This is a genomic window from Comamonas sp. GW821-FHT11H03, assembly GCF_058807955.1.
This window is the reverse complement of record NZ_JBXARF010000004.1, coordinates 273,934-289,307: the sequence shown is the minus strand read 5'-3', so window position 1 is coordinate 289,307 and position 15,374 is coordinate 273,934. Positions and strand designations below refer to the sequence as shown.

Sequence of the window (15,374 nt, the reverse complement as noted above, 5' to 3'; positions counted from 1 at the left end):
AATATAAGGAGACCAAGCGATGAAGACTTCATCCTGGCTGGGCGGCTTGACGGCGCTGCTGGGGCTGGCGGCTCCTGCACTGGCGCAGGCGGATCAGGCGCTGGCGCAGAAGAACGCCTGCATGGCCTGCCATGCAGCAGACAAGAAACTGGTAGGCCCGGCATTCCAGGACGTGGCCAGGAAATATGCGGCCCAGGCCAATGCACAGGCCTATCTGGTCAAAAGCATCAAGGCCGGCGGCTTTGGCAAATGGGGGCCGGTGCCCATGCCCGCCCAGCCCGCTCTCAGCGATGCCGACACCCAGACACTGGCGGCCTGGATTCTCAAGGGTTCCCAATGAAACAGGCGCCTCACGCTTTCCCGGTAAGCGCCAGCAGCGATCAAAGAGAGAGCTTATGCAAAGCCAGTTGATGGGCAAGGTGCGCAAGGCACCCGAGAACTTTGTGCGGGCGCACGATGTAGGTACCGTGTTTGCCGAAGCCAGGGCAGGCCGGCGTGACTTCATTCGCGGGGCTTTCGCAGCCGCAGCGGCCGGCGCTTCAGCCGTCCATGCGCAGGGCCGGCAGGCCGCGAGCGGCGAGGGAGACCCGAGTATTCTGGAGCTGCCCGCGCACAGCAAGGGCCTGGGCCAGCCGGTGGTCACCGACGGCTACGGCAAGCCTTCCAGATACGAGGCCAATGTGCAGCGTCGCCAGAGCCCGGGGCTGACCCAGACCAAGCAGGCTTCGGTATCGTTTGCGCCGCTGCAGTCGCTGTTCGGCATCGTCACGCCCAGCGGTCTGCATTTCGAGCGCCACCACCAGGGCTGGTGGGACATCGACCCCTCCAAGCACAGGCTGATGATCAATGGTCTGGTGAAGAATCCCAAGGTCTTCACCATGGACGAGATCATGCGTCTGCCTTCGGTGTCGCGTTTTCACTTCATAGAGTGCGGCGCCAACACCGGCATGGAGTGGGGTAATGTGGCCGTGCCCACGGTGCAGTACACCCACGGCATGCTGTCGTGCAGCGAGTTCACGGGCGTGCCCCTGATCACCTTGCTGGAGATGGCCGGTGCCGATCTGAAAAAGGGCCGCTTCATCCTGGCCGAAGGGGCGGACGGCTCGTCGATGACGCGCACCATTCCCGTGGAGCTGATCACTTCCGGCGAGGTGCTGGTCGCCTATGGCCAGAACGGCGAGATGCTGCGGCCCGAGCAGGGCTATCCGCTGCGCCTGGTGGTGCCGGGCGTGCAGGGCGTGAGCTGGGTGAAATACCTGCGCCGCATCGAAGTGGGCGACATGCCTTATGCGGCCAAGGACGAGGCCATCCACTATGTGGACCTGATGCCCGACGGACAGCACCGTCAGTACTCCAGCATTCAGGAGTGCAAGAGCGTGGTCACCACGCCGTCCGGCGGGCAGATGCTGCTGGACAAGGGCTTCTACAGCATCACGGGTCTGGCCTGGTCGGGGCGCGGCAAGGTCAGGCGCGTGGATGTGAGCGTGGACGGCGGTCGCAACTGGCGTGCAGCCCGGCTCGAAGGGCCGGTGATGGACAAGTGCCTGACGCGCTTTCATCTGGACTGGGTCTGGAATGGCGAGGAATGCATCATCCAGAGCCGCGCCATGGATGAGACGGGCTATGTGCAGCCCAGCTACCAGCAGCTGCGTGCCGCGCGCGGCACGCGCTCCATCTATCACAACAACTCCATCCAGTCCTGGGCGGTACGAGCCAACGGGGAGGTCGCCAATGTTCAGCTTGCGTAAACCGTTGGCGCTGCTGGCGCTGCTGCTGGTCATGGGCGTGACTGCCGGGCCCGCTGCGGCGCAGGGCAAGTCTGCCGAAGAGCGCTATCCCGGCGTGGGCCGCAATGCCACGGGCAAGGAGGTTCTGGCATGGGATATCGATGTGCGCCCGGATTTCAAGGGGCTGCCTCCAGGCTCGGGGTCCGTGCAAAAAGGCATGGATGTGTGGGAGGCCAAGTGCGCGTCCTGCCACGGGGTGTTCGGCGAATCCAACGAGGTGTTCAGCCCGCTGATCGGCGGCACCACGGCCGAGGACATCAGGACCGGCCATGTGGCGCGGCTCAAGGACCCGGCCTTTCCGGGGCGCACGACCCTGATGAAGGTGGCCACGGTCTCGACGCTGTGGGATTACATCAACCGGGCCATGCCCTGGAATGCGCCCAAGTCGCTGTCCACCGAAGAGGTGTATGCCGTCACCGCCTATCTGCTCAACCTCGGCGGCGTGGTGCCCGAGAGCTTCACGCTCAGCGATGCGAACATTGCCGAGGTGCAGCGCAAGCTGCCCAACCGCAATGGCATGACGACCCGGCATGCTCTGTGGCCCGGCAATGAGTTCGGCAAGAGCGCCAGGCCCGATGTGCTGGCCACTGCCTGCATGAGCAACTGCGGTCCCGAGCCCAGGCTGCGCTCGGCCTTGCCCGAGCATGCCAGCAACAACCACGGCAATCTGGCCCAGCAGAACCGGCTGGTCGGTGCCCAGCGCGGCATTGCCACCGATGGCGGCACCAGCAAGGCCGCGCCGCCCGCAGGCACCGGGAAATCGGGCGGTGCGGCACCGATAGCCTTGCTGGAGAAGAACGCCTGCATGGCCTGCCATGGCATGACGCAAAAACTCGTTGGCCCGGCCTTCAGTGACATTGCCAGCAAGCATGGCGGCCAGCCGGACTATCTGGCCGGCAAGGTCAAGTCAGGAGGATCCGGCGTCTGGGGATCAACACCCATGCCGCCTCAGCCCAATCTCAGCGATGCTGATGCCAGGGTGATTGCCCAGTGGCTGGCGGCGGGCGCCAAGCCCTGATGCAGCTTGTGTCGTGCGACAGTGAAGTGAATGAAAAGGAGACAAAGATGAAACGTAGAGACGCCCTCAAGAACAGCGCGGCCGTGCTCGGCATGCTGATGGCCGCCGGCCTGCTGCCGCAGGCCGCGCAGGCGGCCTATAACAAGACCGCCTTCGACGCCAAGACCGTGGCCGATGTGCTCAAGGCCATGGGAGCGTCGGCACCTGCCGAGAGCAAGGACGTGACGCTGACGGCGCCCGACATCGCCGAAAACGGTGCCGTCGTGCCCCTGGGGGCCGCGACCACCCTGCCCAATGTGAAGCAGATGCTGGTGCTGGTGGAAAAGAACCCCAACACGCTGGTGGCGGCCTTCACCGTCAACGAGGCGCTGGACGCCAATTTTCTGACCCGCGCCAAGCTGGGACAGTCCTCGGATGTGTATGCCGTGGCCATCACCAATGACGGCAAGGCTTTCTATGCCAAGAAGGAAGTCAAGGTCACCCTCGGTGGCTGCGGCGGTTGATGGCAAGCAATCATCTGAAACAGGAGAAGAACATGGCTGATCCAATGCGTATTCGTGCCCAGGCTGCGGGTGACAAGACCACCGTGCGCGTGCTGATGTCCCATGAGATGGAGACCGGCCAGCGCAAGGATGCGGAAGGCAAGACCGTGCCCGCCTGGTTTATCCAGGAGGTGACGGCCGCGCACAACGGCAAGCAGGTGCTCCAAGCTGAGTGGGGTCCTGCGGTTTCCAAGAACCCGTTTTTGCAGTTCGTGGTCAAGGGTGCCAAGGCGGGAGACAAGATCTCGGTGAGCTGGAAGGACAACAAGGGCGAGACCCGCACGGATGAAGCGACCGTGAGCTGAGCACGGCGCAGACAGCGGCTGGCTGGCGGCCAGCCTTCACCCTGGACCAGAATCAATCAAAAAAGCAGAGAGGTGCCCCATGAGACATTCCTCCCCGGGCCAGATGGCTGCCGCCGTGCTGGCCTTGTGCATGGCCGCGCCGGTGCTGGCGCAAAAGTCCACGGCCGACGGCATTGCCGAGTACCGCGAGATGCTGCAGGACGGCAACCCCGCCGAGCTGTTCGAGATGAAGGGCGAGGAGCTGTGGAAGCAAAAGCGAGGCCCCCGCAAGGCGTCCCTGGAGCAGTGCGATCTGGGCCAGGGGCCAGGCGTGGTCAAGGGCGCATTTGTAGAGCTGCCGCGCTATTTTGCCGACACGGGCAAGGTGCAGGATCTGGAGTCGCGCCTGCTGACCTGCATGGACAGGCTGCAGGGGCTGGACGCCCAGAAGATTGCGGCAACACCGTTCGGCAAGGACGAGCAAAAGAACATGGAAGGGCTGGTGGCATGGATTTCATCGCAGTCCAAAGGCATGAAGTTCAACCTGCCCCAGAGCCATGCGCAGGAAAGACAGATGTATGAGGCGGGCAAGCGCCTGTTCTATATGCGCGGCGGCCCGCATGACTTTGCCTGTGCCTCCTGCCATGGTGCGGATGGCAAGCGCATCCGCATGCAGGATCTGCCCAATCTGACCAAAAACCCAGGCGCTGCGGAAGGCTTTGGCGCCTGGCCCGCCTATCGCGTCTCGTCGGGCGAGCTGTGGAGCATGCAGCGCCGCCTCAACGACTGCTTCCGTCAGCAGCGCTTTCCCTATCCCGGTTACGCCAGCGACGTGACGGTGGCGCTGGGTGTGTTCATGGGCGTCAACGGCAAGGGCGGAGCGTCGAGCGCACCGGCCATCAAACGATAAGGAGGCCCTATGCGCAAGCCAAAATACATGCCGTACCTGGCCGTGGCCGCATCGTTGCTGGTGCTCGGCTGTGCCTCCGTCGACGGGGCAGCGGACATCGATGCCTTGACGACCAAGATGGTGCAGACCTCTTTTCGCGATCAGGGCATCGCCAAAGTCGATCGCCTGCAGCAGGACGAATCGAATGCGGCCTGCAGCGCTGCCGATGCCTCCGGCAAGCCGCTGGCGCCTGAGCGTGCGCAAGCCATCGAAGCTGCCAATCTCAAGACCGTCAAATGGCCTCAGGATGGCAAGCTGCTCGGCGACTGGAAGGAGGGCGAAAAGATCGCCCAGAACGGCCGGGGCATGACCTGGAGCGACAAGGCAGGCAGCGCCAATGGCGGCAACTGCTACAACTGCCACCAGATCAGCAAGGAAGAAATCTCCTTTGGCACGCTGGGCCCCAGTCTCTACAACTATGGAAAGATTCGCGGCATCAAGGATCCGGCCAGCCCCGAATCCAGAGCCATCGTCGAGTACACCTGGGGCAAGATCTGGAACGCCAAGGCCTACAACGCCTGCTCGGGCATGCCGCGCTTCGGTCACTCCGGCATCCTCAGCGAAGCGCAGACACGGGATCTTGTCGCCTTGCTGGTCGATCCGGCCTCTCCCGTCAACAGATAGCTTGCTCTGAGCGGCCATGCCGCTTGCCCCCTCTCTCGCGTTGCTTCGCAATTCGAGAGGGGATGACCCTTCGCTATGGAGTGCCCTGTCTGGCGTTTGCCAAGCAGTTGCGGCGCGCAGCATTACGGACACAGCTTGTGCAAATTCGGATCAGGCAGGGTAGAAATGCCCGTGCTTGATTCCTGGCTTGCACAGGCACCAACGGATATCAGCATGAGTCTTTCCAAACGCGAATTTCTGCAAGTGCTGGCGGCAGCCAGTGTCTCGGGCATGGGCTTGCAGCGCTATGCCTACGCCGATCAGTCGCTGGCCGACAAGGCCTTGTATGAGGTGGCACCGTTCGGCAATGTGTCCCTGCTGCATATGACGGACTGTCATGCCCAGCTCAATCCGGTGCACTTTCGCGAGCCCAGCGTCAATCTCGGCATCGCTGCGATGAAGAACCAGCGCCCGCATCTGGTGGGCGAGCATCTGCTGCGCTCCGTGGGCATCAAGCCCGGCACGGCTTCGGCCCATGCATTCAGCTATCTGGACTTCGAGGCTGCGGCCAGGCGCTACGGCAAGGTGGGCGGGTTTGCCCATCTGTCCACGCTGGTCAAGCGCATGCGCGCCTCGCGCCCGGGTGCGCTGCTGCTGGACGGCGGCGATACCTGGCAGGGCTCGGCCACTTCGCTGTGGACCAATGCCCAGGACATGGTGGATGCCTGCAAGCTGCTGGGCGTGGACGTGATGACGGGCCACTGGGAGTTCACCTACGGCATGCAGCGCGTGCAGGAGATCATCGACAAGGACTTCGGCACGCAGCTCGACTTTGTGGCGCAAAACGTCAAGACGGCCGATTTCGGCGATCCGGTGTTCAAGCCCTATGTGATTCGCGAGATCAACGGCGTGCCCGTGGCCATCATCGGCCAGGCCTTTCCGTACACACCGATCGCCAATCCGCGATACATGGTGGCGGACTGGAGCTTCGGCATCCAGGACGACAATCTACAGAAGATGGTGGACGAGGTGCGCGCCAAGGGGGCCAAGGTGGTGGTCGTGCTCTCGCACAACGGCATGGACGTGGACCTCAAGATGGCCGGCCGCGTGCGCGGCATAGATGCCATTTTGGGCGGGCACACGCATGACGGCATGCCTGTTCCCACGCTGGTGCAGAACGCGGGGGGCAAGACCATTGTCACCAACGCGGGCTCCAACGGCAAGTTTCTCGGAGTGCTGGACTTCGATGTCAGGGACGGCCAGGTGCGCGGCTTCCAGTACCGCCTGCTGCCGGTGTTCGCCAACATCCTCCCCGCCGATACCCAGATGCAGGCGCTGATCACGCGGGTGCGTGCGCCCTATGAAAGCCGGCTGGGCGAAGTGCTGGCGCGCACCGATGGCACGCTGTACCGCCGAGGCAACTTCAACGGCACAGGCGACCAGTTGCTGCTGGACGCCATGATGGAGGTGCAGAATGCGCCGATTGCCTTCTCGCCGGGCTTTCGCTGGGGGACAACGCTGCTGGCCGGGCAGGACATCACGCGCGAATGGCTGATGGACATGACGGCCACCACCTATTCCTACGCCACGGTGACCGAGATGACGGGCGCCACGATCAAGACGGTGCTCGAAGACGTGGCCGACAACCTCTTCAACCCCGATCCCTACTACCAGCAGGGCGGCGACATGGTGCGCGTGGGCGGCCTGCAATACCAGTGCGACCCGGTGGCCGGCGCGGGCCGGCGCATCAGCGATATGCGCCTGAACGGCCAGTTGCTGGATGCGGACAAGAAATACAAGGTGGCCGGCTGGGCTCCCGTGGCCGAAGATGCCAAGAGCGCAGGCCACAAACAGATCTGGGAGGTGGTCGAGCCCTGGCTCAAGGACCGCAAGACGTTGGGGCCGCGCCGGCTCGACGAGCCCCGACTGATCAATGTCGGCGGCAATCAGGGGCTGGCTAGGGCCTGATGAAAGTCGATGGGAAAGCCGATTAAGACAGCGTTAGCGCGCGGGCTGGGGTATATGCCATTGCCTTGAAGCCGGGCCGCGCCGTCCAATGCCCGCATGAGTCTTGCCGAGTTTGATTCCCTGACGGCCACCGTTCTGGTGGCCATTTTGTTGCTGGCCGCCATGCTGGGCTTCGTGATGCGCGAGACCCGCTTTTGCACCGTGGGCGCCATCAGCGATGTGGTCTATCTGCAGGACTGGGGGCGGGCGCGCCAGTGGTGCATGGCCATCGCCGTGAGCATGCTGGGCTTCACGGCGCTGGCGCTGTGGGGCCAGTTGCAGGTGGGCGATGCCCTGTATGCCAGCCGCCGCTTGCTGTGGCTGTCGGCCCTGGCCGGAGGGTTGCTGTTTGGCGCAGGCATGGTGCTGGCATCGGGTTGCGGGGCCAGGAATCTGACCCGGCTGGGCAGCGGCAGCCTCAAGGCGCTGGTGGTGCTGCTGGTCATGGGCGTGGCCGCCTTTGCCACGCTCAAGGGCATCACCGCCGTGGCGCGGGTGCGCTGGCTGGACAGCGTGCATCTTGAATTCGCGGGCCCGGCCCTGTTGCCCGAGTGGCTGGCCGGCCATATGGCCTGGCCCTTGACGCTGCTGCGCGGCGTGCTGGGTCTGGGCCTGGGGGCCTTGCTGCTGCTGCTGGCCTTCGATCCCCGGCCCGGTGCCGAGCGCAGCCGGCTCGTGCTGCTGGGCGGGCTGCTGGTGGGCCTGTGCGTGACGGCGGCCTGGTGGCTCAGCGGCCATCTGGCGCTGGTGGCCGAGCACCCCGAGACGCTGGAGCAGGTCTATGCCGCGACCTACAGCGGCCGTATCGAGGCCTTCAGCTTTGTCACGCCGGTGGCGCACACGCTGGACTGGCTGATGTTCTTCAGCGATCGCAACAAGGTGCTGAGCTGGGGCATTGCCTCGGTGGCAGGCGTGGTCCTGGGCAGCTTTGTCCATGCGCTGTGGCGCAGGGACTTCCAGTGGCAGGGCTTTGCCGACCGCCGGGACCTGGCCCGTCACTTGCTGGGCGGGCTGCTGATGGGCGTGGGCGGGGTGACGGCCATGGGCTGCACCGTGGGCCAGGGCATCAGCGCGATCTCCATGCTCAGCCTGGGCAGCTTTGTGGCGCTGGCCGGCATTGTGCTGGGGGCGGTGCTGATGCTGCGCCATCTGGCAGAGACGGCATGAAGCCCTGTAAATTTGATAGCTGCTTGCGCTTGTTAATAAACAGATTCAGCATGAAAACATGCTGAGAACGAGAAAAGGAGCGCGGTAGGCGCTCCTTTTTTATCGGTTGCAGCGTGTCAGAGCTTGCGCAGACGCGCGGCTGCTTCGATCAGGGTTTCGTCCTTCTTGGCAAAGCAAAAACGCACCACACGCTGATCGAAGCCGTCGCCGTAGAAGGCCGACAGCGGAATCGCGGCCACGCCGATTTCCCGGACCAGCCACTGGCAGAACTCGGCCTCGTCGAGATCCGAGACCGAGGAGATGTCGGCGCAGAGGAAATACGTGCCGGCCGTGGGCAGCAGCTTCAGGCGCGAGCCCTGCAGGCCGCCGAGGAACAGATCGCGCTTGGCCTGGTAGAAGGCAGACAGCTCCAGATAGGGCGCGGGGTCCTGCATGTACTGCGCCAGGCCCGCCTGCATGGGCGTGTTCACGGTGAACACATTGAACTGGTGCACCTTGCGGAATTCGGCGCTGAGGGCGGCGGGCGCGGCCACGGTGCCCACCTTCCAGCCCGTGACATGGTAGGTCTTGCCAAAGCTGGAGACGATGAAGGCGCGCTCGGCCAGGCCCGGGTAGCGGGCGCTGCTCAGATGCTGGGCGCCGTCGAAGACCATGTGCTCATAGACCTCGTCGCTGATCAGCAGCACATTGGTGGGTGCCAGCAGGGCTTCGAGCTGGCGCATTTCCGCATCGCTCCAGATGGTGGCGCTGGGGTTGTGCGGGCTGTTGATGATCAGCAGGCGCGTGCGCGGCGTGATGGCGGCCGCAATCGCGGCAAAGTCGGGGCGGAAGCTGCCGGGCGTCAGCGGCACCCGCACGGCCACGCCGCCGGCCATCTCGATATTGGGCACATAGCTGTCGTAGCAGGGGTCGAGCACGATGACTTCGTCGCCCGCATGCACGGTGGCCAGGATGGCGGTGAGAATGGCCTGAGTGGCGCCGGCGGTGATGGTGATCTCGCTGCCCGCGTCATAGCGGCGACCGTGCAGCGTTTCGATCTTGGCCGCCACGGCTTCGCGCAGCGCGGGCCAGCCCGCCATGGGCGGGTACTGGTTGTGACCGGCGCGCATGGCGTCGTTGACAGCGTCGAGCAGCTTTGGGTCGCAACCGAAGTCGGGGAAGCCCTGGCCCAGATTGACGGCCTTGTGCTCGGCGGCCAGCGCCGACATGACGGTGAAAATGGTGGTGCCCACATTGGGCAGCTTGCTGGGGAAGTGGGGAGTCACAATAGTCATGCAATGCATGGGCCGGGTGCGCAGGCACCAGCCCTTAGGGCGGGCCGGATCAGAGCCCGAAGTCGTCCACGCTGCCGTTCATGGCGCGCATGATGAGGTCGCGCGAGAGTCGGTCGCTGAGCAACTCGGCAAACCGGTAGACGAAGTTGCGCAAGTATGCGCCGCGCTTGATGGCCACACGGGCCACGCTGGCGCCGAACAGATGGCCGACGGGGCGCACCACCAGGTCATTGACGGGGTCGTCGCGCATGGCCATCTCGGCCACGATGCCAATGCCCAGGCCCAGGCGCACATAGGTCTTGATCACGTCGGCATCGATGGCCTCCAGCACGATATGCGGGTGCAGGCGACGCATCTCGAAGGCATGGTCGATCTTGCCGCGTCCGGTAAAGGACGGGTGGTAGGTGATCAGGGCCTCCTGGGCGATGTCCTCCAGCGTGATGCGCTCTTTCTGCGCCAGCGGGTGGCCCGTGGGAATGACCAGCACATGCTGCCATTCGTAGCAGGGCAGGGTCACCAGATCAGGGTAGTCAGCCAGCGATTCGGTGGCCATGCCGATCTCGGCCACTTCATCGATCACCATGCGCGCAACTTCGGCAGGCGTGGCCTGGTGCAGGCTGATGGTGACTTTGGGGTAGAGCTCGCGCAGGCGTGCCACGGCGGGCGGCAGCACATAGCGGGCCTGGGTGTGGGTGGTGGCGATGCTCAGCGTGCCGCTGTCCTGGGCGCTGTATTGCTCGCCGATGCGCTTGAGGTTGCCCACCTCGCGCATGATCAGCTCTATGCTCTTGAGGACTTCCTGGCCCGGCTCGGTGATGCGCTTGAGGCGCTTGCCGTGGCGTGCAAAGATATCGATGCCCAGCTCTTCCTCAAGCTCGATGATGGCTTTGGAGACTCCAGGCTGGGAGGTGTGCAGGGCCTTGGCCGCCTCGGTGAGGTTGAGATTGCGGCGGGCGGCTTCCTGAACGAAGCGGAATTGATGCAGGTTCATGACGGCATGGACTAAGAACTCGCATCATTATGCTTCAAATATCTAAAGAAGCTATTTTTTATTTGAAATCTGTATGTTTGAACGCTTCGGTGCCGGCTGCCGCCTCTAGCGCCAGCTGCGCCAGCAGGGACGTGACGCGCGGATTCTCACCGGCCGCAGTCTGCAGATCGAACCGGCAGTCGGGATGCTGCTGGCGCAATTCGTCCAGCAGGCGCGGAATGTCCTCGCGTGCATGTTTGCCGGTACCGAGGAACAGCGGCAGCACGATCAGATGTTTGACGCCTTGGGCAATCAGGGTCTGAGTGGCGGCAGGCAGATCCGGGGCGCAGGCGTCCAGATAGGCGCAGATGCAGGGCAGGCTGGGCTGCATGGCCTGAACCGTTTGATGCACGGCCTCTATGGGCTGGCGCCAGAGCGCGTCTCTGGAGCCATGGGCCAGCAGGATCAGGCCGGATGGGGCAGGAAAATTAGCTTGTTTGTCGTTCATGGTCTAGCGCCTCAGTACCAGCCAGGCAAAGGCCGAGAGCGATAGCGCGGTGTAGAGCAGGCCCGGCGCTGCGGCGGCCAGCCAGGGCCACCAGGATTGCAGGGTGCCGATATAGCCGAACACGTTGTTGAGCAGGAAAAAGCTGATGCCTGCCATCACCCCGCCAAACACATAGGCCGTGATACCGCCCGAGCGGAAATGCAGATAGGCAAAAGGCAGAGCGAGAACCACCATCACCAGGCAGCTCAGCGGGTAGAAGACCTTGCGCCAGAACTCGATTTCGTACTTCTGCGCCGCCTGGCCGTTGTCCTGCAGATGGCGTATGAACTGGAAAAGTGCAATCGTGGTCATGCGATCGGGCTTGAGCAGCGCGCCCGAGACCATGGCCGCAGTGACCTTGGTGGGCCAGTTCATGCTGGCTTCCCTGATTGGGCTGAGCTTGGTGACATCGCCGTCTTGAGCGACCTTGCTGCCTTGCACGCCATTCAACGTCCACTGTTCCTGGTCTTCATCGACCTGGGCTGATTGAGCGTTGATCTGCGCGGCGATGCGGCCCTTGCTGTCGAACTCGAAGATGCGCACATTGACGAAATCGCCAGGGCTTTTGACGGCCCCGACATTGATGGCCACAGAGTGATCGCCCTGCTTTTCCTTGAGCCAGGCGCCGGTGGCGCCCAGGGAGATCTGGCCCTTGCTGATTACGCGCAGTTTCTGGCTGAAGCTGTCGGCAGCAGGGGCAATATAGTCACCCACCAGCACGGTGAGCAGCACAAAGCTCATGCCCAGAATCAGCAGCGTGCGCAATGCCAGCCAGGGGCCCATGCCGCTGGTGCGCATGATGGTGAACTCCGAGCTCTGGGCGAACTTGGCCATCACGAAGATGGCGCCGATCAGCACGGCAATCGGCATCAGCTCGTAGAGGTGGCCCGGAATGGACAGGGCCACAAACAGCAGGGCACGCGTAGCGGTGTAGCCGGCATTGCCGCTGCCCACCCAGCGCATTTCATCGACCAGGTCAAAGAAGAAGAACAGCGCCAGAAAGGCCAGCGAGACATACAGGACGGCCTGTATGACTTCGCGATAGATCAGGTTGCGCAGGACTTTCATCGTGCGGCCTCCTTGCGGACACCCGAGCGCTGCAGCAGATCGCGCGGCGACCAGCGGAAGTGGCGCGCCAGCAGCACCAGCACGCTGACCGTGAGGATGCTGCCGTGCAGCAGGCCCAGCAGACCCCACATGCCTATCTTGTTGGCGCTGACCCAGCTCTCGCCCAGGGTCATGAGGTTGTAGTAAACGATAAAGGCGAAGAGGGCGATCATCAGGCTGCTGCTATTGCCCGCACGCGGGTTCACGCTGGAGATGGCCAGGCCCAGAATGACAAAATTCAGCGCGGCAAAGGGCAGGCCCAGACGCCATGCCAGCACGGAGCGGGCAATCGGCTCATCCATGCCGATCAAGTCCTTGGTGGGCATGCTGCGCGCCGCCATCTCCTCCATGGTCACGGGGTTGTCGTTGTCGATCTGCACACCGTATTCCTTGAACTCGGTGATGCGCACCGAGCCGTCTTCGCTGCGTGTCTCCATGCGCTGGCCGTCCTCCAGAATCACCATGCGCTGGCCCTTGATGACGGCCAGATGCGCGCCCTTGGCCGAGGTCACGGACTCCTTGCCCGGGTCACGCGAGACCACGAAGACGTTGCTGGCAGCCATATCCGAAGGGGAATCCTTGTCGACGAAGAACACGCGTGTGCCGCCCGCCGATTCCTGGAACTCGCCGGGGGCGATGCGATCCAAGTCGCTGCGCTGCTGGAACTGGGTCTTGATCTGCTCGATTTGCTGATAGGACCAGGGCAGCACGCCCAGAGCCAGGACTGCCGTGATGAGAATCACCGGCCAGGCAAAGCGCAGCAGAGGCTTGAGCAGGCTGGCCAGACCCTGGCCGGCCGCAAACCAGATGACCATCTCGCTGTCGCGGTACATGCGGGAAAGAGATCCCACAATGGCGACAAACAGACTCAGGCCCAGAATGGTCGGGAGTTGTCCGAGCACGGTGAAACCCATGACCAGCATCACGTCGGAAGGGCTGACACTGCCCTTGTAAGCTTGACCCAGGGTGCGGATCAGCATCATGGTCATCACCACAGTGATCAGAACCACGGCCGTTGCACCAAAGCTGCGGGCCAGCTCTTTGCGTATGGATGAATCGAATAACATTGGCTAAAAGGAAAACACCGATTATGAACTTTGAACTGAAGGCTCTGACCGCTGCCGCTGCAGCGCGTGAAAAATGTGATCTGCTGTTGGTGCTGGTTTCTGAACAGGCCGCATCGGGCACATTCGGCAGCGACGCCATCGGAGCCATGGTGGCTCATGCGGTGAAGCAGGGTGATTTTGCCCTGTCTTGCGGCAAGCAATTGCCTTTGTACCAAGTGCCCGCCATTGCCGCACGCCGTGTGGTGCTGCTGGGCGTGGGTGCGGGTACTGCCAAGGATGTGCGCAATGCCTTGGCCGGCTGCGGCGCGGTGCTCAAGACCGAAGGCATTGCCAAGGCCGTGGTGAGCTTCGCCTTTGATGCCGATGTCCAGGCTGTAGCGGCTGCCGTGCAGGCAGTGGCCGATGCAACCTACCTCTATACCCACACCAAATCCCAGGCCAAGCCCATTGCGCTGACCAAGCTCGTGCTGGGCGTATCGTCCAAGACGGCTGCTGTTACCGCTGCTTTCAATACTGCCGTCGCGCAGCAGGAGGGCGTGAACACGGCCCGCGAATGGGCCAACCGCCCGGCCAACCATGCAACGCCCACCTTGCTGGCCAATGCTGCCAAGAGCATTGCCAAGGCTGCACGCATGAGCTGCAAGATCCACGGCCCTGCCGAGGTGGCCAAGCTGGGCATGGGCGCCTTCATGGCGGTGGCCCAGGGCTCGCGCGAGCCCCTGCGCTTCATCGAACTGCACTACAACGGTGCGGCCAAGAATGTGGCCCCCATCGTGCTGGTGGGCAAGGGCATCACTTTTGACACCGGCGGCATCTCGCTCAAGCCTGCAGCCGAGATGGACGAGATGAAGTTCGACATGGGCGGCGCTGCCAGCGTGCTGGGCGTGTTCCAGGCGCTGGCCAAGCTGCAGCCGGCCATCAATGTCGTAGGCCTGATCCCCGCATGCGAGAACATGCCCGACGGTGCAGCCGTCAAGCCCGGCGATGTGGTGACCAGCATGAGCGGCCAGACCATCGAGATCCTCAACACGGACGCAGAAGGCCGCCTGGTGCTGTGCGATGTGCTGCATTACGCAGCGCGCTTCAAGCCCTCTGCGCTGGTCGATATGGCCACGCTGACTGGCGCTTGCGTCATAGCTCTGGGCGGTTTGCGCAGCGGCCTGTTCTCGAGCAGCGACGAGCTGGCAGCCGCGTTGCAGACCGCTGGCGATATGGCGCTCGATCCTTGCTGGCGCATGCCTCTGGACGAGGAGTACGCCGATGGCCTCAAGAGCAATTTTGCGGACATGGGCAACGTGGCAGGGCGCGCCGCAGGTGCGGTGACGGCTGCCAAGTTCCTGCAGAAATTCGTGGGCGATATTCCCTGGGCGCATCTGGATATCGCCGGTACTGCCTGGAAGAGCGGTGCCGCCAAGGGTGCCACCGGTCGCCCCGTGGGTCTGCTGGTGCAATATCTGCTGGGCCAGCAAGGCAAGGCAGCCGCTGCACCCGCGACGGCCAAGACCTCTGCGTCGCGCAAGCCTGCGGCCTCGCGCCGCACGCGCGTGACAGCCAAGGCTTCGACTTAAGGAAAGCCGGCAGGAGCAGCCCGGTTTCGGACTGCTGCTGCCGCCAACAGCTGTGACAGAAATTGCCTTTCATTTCAACGCACCGGACAAGCTGGGCTATGTGTGTCGCTTCGCGCGCAAGGCTTTGCGTCATGGTGCGCGCATCGTGGTTCTGGGAGATGGCGCTGCGCTGAGCCGGCTTTCGCCCCGTTTGTGGAGCGTCTCGGCCACGGATTTTCTGGCCCATGCTTTCGAGTCGGATGGAGCACAGATGCTTGCTGCTTCTCCCGTCATCCTGGCCGAACACCTGCAGGACTTGCCCCATTGCGATGTGCTGGTCAATCTCACGCCGCAGGTGCCCTCGGGGTTTGAGCGCTTCGAGCGTGTGGTGGAAATCGTTTCTTCCGGCGATGAGATGGATCGCCAGGATGCGCGTGCCCGCTGGCGCGACTATGCAGCGCGTGGTTTTTCCATTGTCCGGCACGATCTGAATCTCAAGGGCTAG

General features: G+C 63.4%; 16 protein-coding genes. 11 read left to right on the top strand and 5 right to left on the bottom strand.

Annotation, left to right across the window (positions count from 1 at the left end; translation table 11 throughout):
- The first annotated feature begins 19 nt into the window (after positions 1 to 19).
- From AC1RTQ_RS11840 to AC1RTQ_RS11800, 9 genes are all read left to right on the top strand, one after another.
- A complete protein-coding gene (locus tag AC1RTQ_RS11840) occupies positions 20 to 340 on the top strand; it encodes a c-type cytochrome (RefSeq protein ID WP_492875925.1) in 321 nt (106 codons plus the stop codon).
- Between the two features lie 55 nt (positions 341 to 395).
- Positions 396 to 1,748, top strand: coding sequence for a sulfite dehydrogenase (gene soxC / locus AC1RTQ_RS11835; RefSeq protein ID WP_492875923.1), 1,353 nt, complete (start codon positions 396 to 398; stop codon positions 1,746 to 1,748).
- The gene (locus AC1RTQ_RS11830) at positions 1,732 to 2,805 is read left to right on the top strand and encodes a c-type cytochrome (protein ID WP_492875921.1); all 1,074 of its coding nucleotides are present in this window, start codon (positions 1,732 to 1,734) and stop codon (positions 2,803 to 2,805) included. The genes soxC and AC1RTQ_RS11830 overlap by 17 nt, the downstream gene beginning before the upstream one ends.
- A gap of 47 nt (positions 2,806 to 2,852) precedes the next feature.
- On the top strand, positions 2,853 to 3,308 hold the full coding sequence (soxY, locus tag AC1RTQ_RS11825) for a thiosulfate oxidation carrier protein SoxY (protein WP_302090232.1): 456 nt from the start codon (positions 2,853 to 2,855) through the stop codon (positions 3,306 to 3,308).
- A 32-nt stretch (positions 3,309 to 3,340) separates the two neighbouring features.
- A complete protein-coding gene (soxZ, locus tag AC1RTQ_RS11820; RefSeq protein WP_003053938.1) occupies positions 3,341 to 3,652 on the top strand; it encodes a thiosulfate oxidation carrier complex protein SoxZ in 312 nt (103 codons plus the stop codon).
- A 79-nt stretch (positions 3,653 to 3,731) separates the two neighbouring features.
- Entirely contained in the window at positions 3,732 to 4,541 is an 810-nt protein-coding gene (soxA, locus tag AC1RTQ_RS11815) for a sulfur oxidation c-type cytochrome SoxA (protein ID WP_492875918.1), read from the top strand.
- Between the two features lie 9 nt (positions 4,542 to 4,550).
- The gene (gene soxX, locus AC1RTQ_RS11810) at positions 4,551 to 5,204 is read left to right on the top strand and encodes a sulfur oxidation c-type cytochrome SoxX (RefSeq protein ID WP_492875916.1); all 654 of its coding nucleotides are present in this window, start codon (positions 4,551 to 4,553) and stop codon (positions 5,202 to 5,204) included.
- Positions 5,205 to 5,417: 213 nt separating this feature from the next.
- Positions 5,418 to 7,151, top strand: a complete 1,734-nt coding sequence (gene soxB, locus AC1RTQ_RS11805; protein WP_492875914.1) for a thiosulfohydrolase SoxB — start codon at positions 5,418 to 5,420, stop codon at positions 7,149 to 7,151.
- A 96-nt stretch (positions 7,152 to 7,247) separates the two neighbouring features.
- Complete coding sequence (locus AC1RTQ_RS11800; RefSeq protein WP_492875912.1) at positions 7,248 to 8,357, top strand: YeeE/YedE family protein; 1,110 nt, start codon at positions 7,248 to 7,250, stop codon at positions 8,355 to 8,357.
- Between the two features lie 116 nt (positions 8,358 to 8,473).
- Here AC1RTQ_RS11800 and AC1RTQ_RS11795 read toward each other — a convergent pair whose 3' ends face one another.
- The 5 genes from AC1RTQ_RS11795 to lptF are packed head-to-tail and all read right to left on the bottom strand — an operon-like array spanning position 8,474 to position 13,322.
- On the bottom strand, positions 8,474 to 9,640 hold the full coding sequence (locus tag AC1RTQ_RS11795) for a pyridoxal phosphate-dependent aminotransferase (protein ID WP_492875910.1): 1,167 nt from the start codon (positions 9,638 to 9,640) through the stop codon (positions 8,474 to 8,476).
- 40 nt (positions 9,641 to 9,680) lie between these two features.
- Positions 9,681 to 10,622, bottom strand: a complete 942-nt coding sequence (locus AC1RTQ_RS11790) for a CysB family HTH-type transcriptional regulator (protein WP_302090238.1) — start codon at positions 10,620 to 10,622, stop codon at positions 9,681 to 9,683.
- Between the two features lie 58 nt (positions 10,623 to 10,680).
- Positions 10,681 to 11,109 carry a sirohydrochlorin chelatase gene (locus AC1RTQ_RS11785; protein WP_492875908.1) on the bottom strand — a complete coding sequence of 143 codons (429 nt, stop codon included), beginning with the start codon at positions 11,107 to 11,109 and terminating at the stop codon, positions 10,681 to 10,683.
- A gap of 3 nt (positions 11,110 to 11,112) precedes the next feature.
- A complete protein-coding gene (lptG, locus tag AC1RTQ_RS11780; protein WP_492875906.1) occupies positions 11,113 to 12,216 on the bottom strand; it encodes an LPS export ABC transporter permease LptG in 1,104 nt (367 codons plus the stop codon).
- Positions 12,213 to 13,322 (bottom strand): LPS export ABC transporter permease LptF, encoded by a 1,110-nt coding sequence (lptF, locus tag AC1RTQ_RS11775; RefSeq protein WP_492875904.1) that lies wholly within the window; start codon positions 13,320 to 13,322, stop codon positions 12,213 to 12,215. The genes lptG and lptF overlap by 4 nt, the downstream gene beginning before the upstream one ends.
- 23 nt (positions 13,323 to 13,345) lie before the next feature.
- On the opposite strand from lptF, the gene AC1RTQ_RS11770 reads away from it, so the two are divergent.
- On the top strand, positions 13,346 to 14,890 hold the full coding sequence (locus AC1RTQ_RS11770) for a leucyl aminopeptidase (protein WP_492875902.1): 1,545 nt from the start codon (positions 13,346 to 13,348) through the stop codon (positions 14,888 to 14,890).
- A gap of 52 nt (positions 14,891 to 14,942) precedes the next feature.
- Entirely contained in the window at positions 14,943 to 15,374 is a 432-nt protein-coding gene (locus tag AC1RTQ_RS11765; protein WP_302090243.1) for a DNA polymerase III subunit chi, read from the top strand.

Coding starts and splice junctions, on each gene's coding strand:
- soxC (WP_492875923.1), top strand. CDS start 396: ATGCAAAGCCAGTTGATGGGCAAGGTGCGCAAGGCACCCGAGAACTTT.
- AC1RTQ_RS11770 (WP_492875902.1), top strand. CDS start 13,346: ATGAACTTTGAACTGAAGGCTCTGACCGCTGCCGCTGCAGCGCGTGAA.
- soxZ (WP_003053938.1), top strand. CDS start 3,341: ATGGCTGATCCAATGCGTATTCGTGCCCAGGCTGCGGGTGACAAGACC.
- AC1RTQ_RS11790 (WP_302090238.1), bottom strand. CDS start 10,622: ATGAACCTGCATCAATTCCGCTTCGTTCAGGAAGCCGCCCGCCGCAAT.
- AC1RTQ_RS11795 (WP_492875910.1), bottom strand. CDS start 9,640: ATGCATTGCATGACTATTGTGACTCCCCACTTCCCCAGCAAGCTGCCC.
- lptF (WP_492875904.1), bottom strand. CDS start 13,322: ATGTTATTCGATTCATCCATACGCAAAGAGCTGGCCCGCAGCTTTGGT.
- AC1RTQ_RS11785 (WP_492875908.1), bottom strand. CDS start 11,109: ATGAACGACAAACAAGCTAATTTTCCTGCCCCATCCGGCCTGATCCTG.
- soxB (WP_492875914.1), top strand. CDS start 5,418: ATGAGTCTTTCCAAACGCGAATTTCTGCAAGTGCTGGCGGCAGCCAGT.
- soxX (WP_492875916.1), top strand. CDS start 4,551: ATGCGCAAGCCAAAATACATGCCGTACCTGGCCGTGGCCGCATCGTTG.
- lptG (WP_492875906.1), bottom strand. CDS start 12,216: ATGAAAGTCCTGCGCAACCTGATCTATCGCGAAGTCATACAGGCCGTC.
- AC1RTQ_RS11840 (WP_492875925.1), top strand. CDS start 20: ATGAAGACTTCATCCTGGCTGGGCGGCTTGACGGCGCTGCTGGGGCTG.
- soxY (WP_302090232.1), top strand. CDS start 2,853: ATGAAACGTAGAGACGCCCTCAAGAACAGCGCGGCCGTGCTCGGCATG.
- soxA (WP_492875918.1), top strand. CDS start 3,732: ATGAGACATTCCTCCCCGGGCCAGATGGCTGCCGCCGTGCTGGCCTTG.
- AC1RTQ_RS11800 (WP_492875912.1), top strand. CDS start 7,248: ATGAGTCTTGCCGAGTTTGATTCCCTGACGGCCACCGTTCTGGTGGCC.
- AC1RTQ_RS11830 (WP_492875921.1), top strand. CDS start 1,732: ATGTTCAGCTTGCGTAAACCGTTGGCGCTGCTGGCGCTGCTGCTGGTC.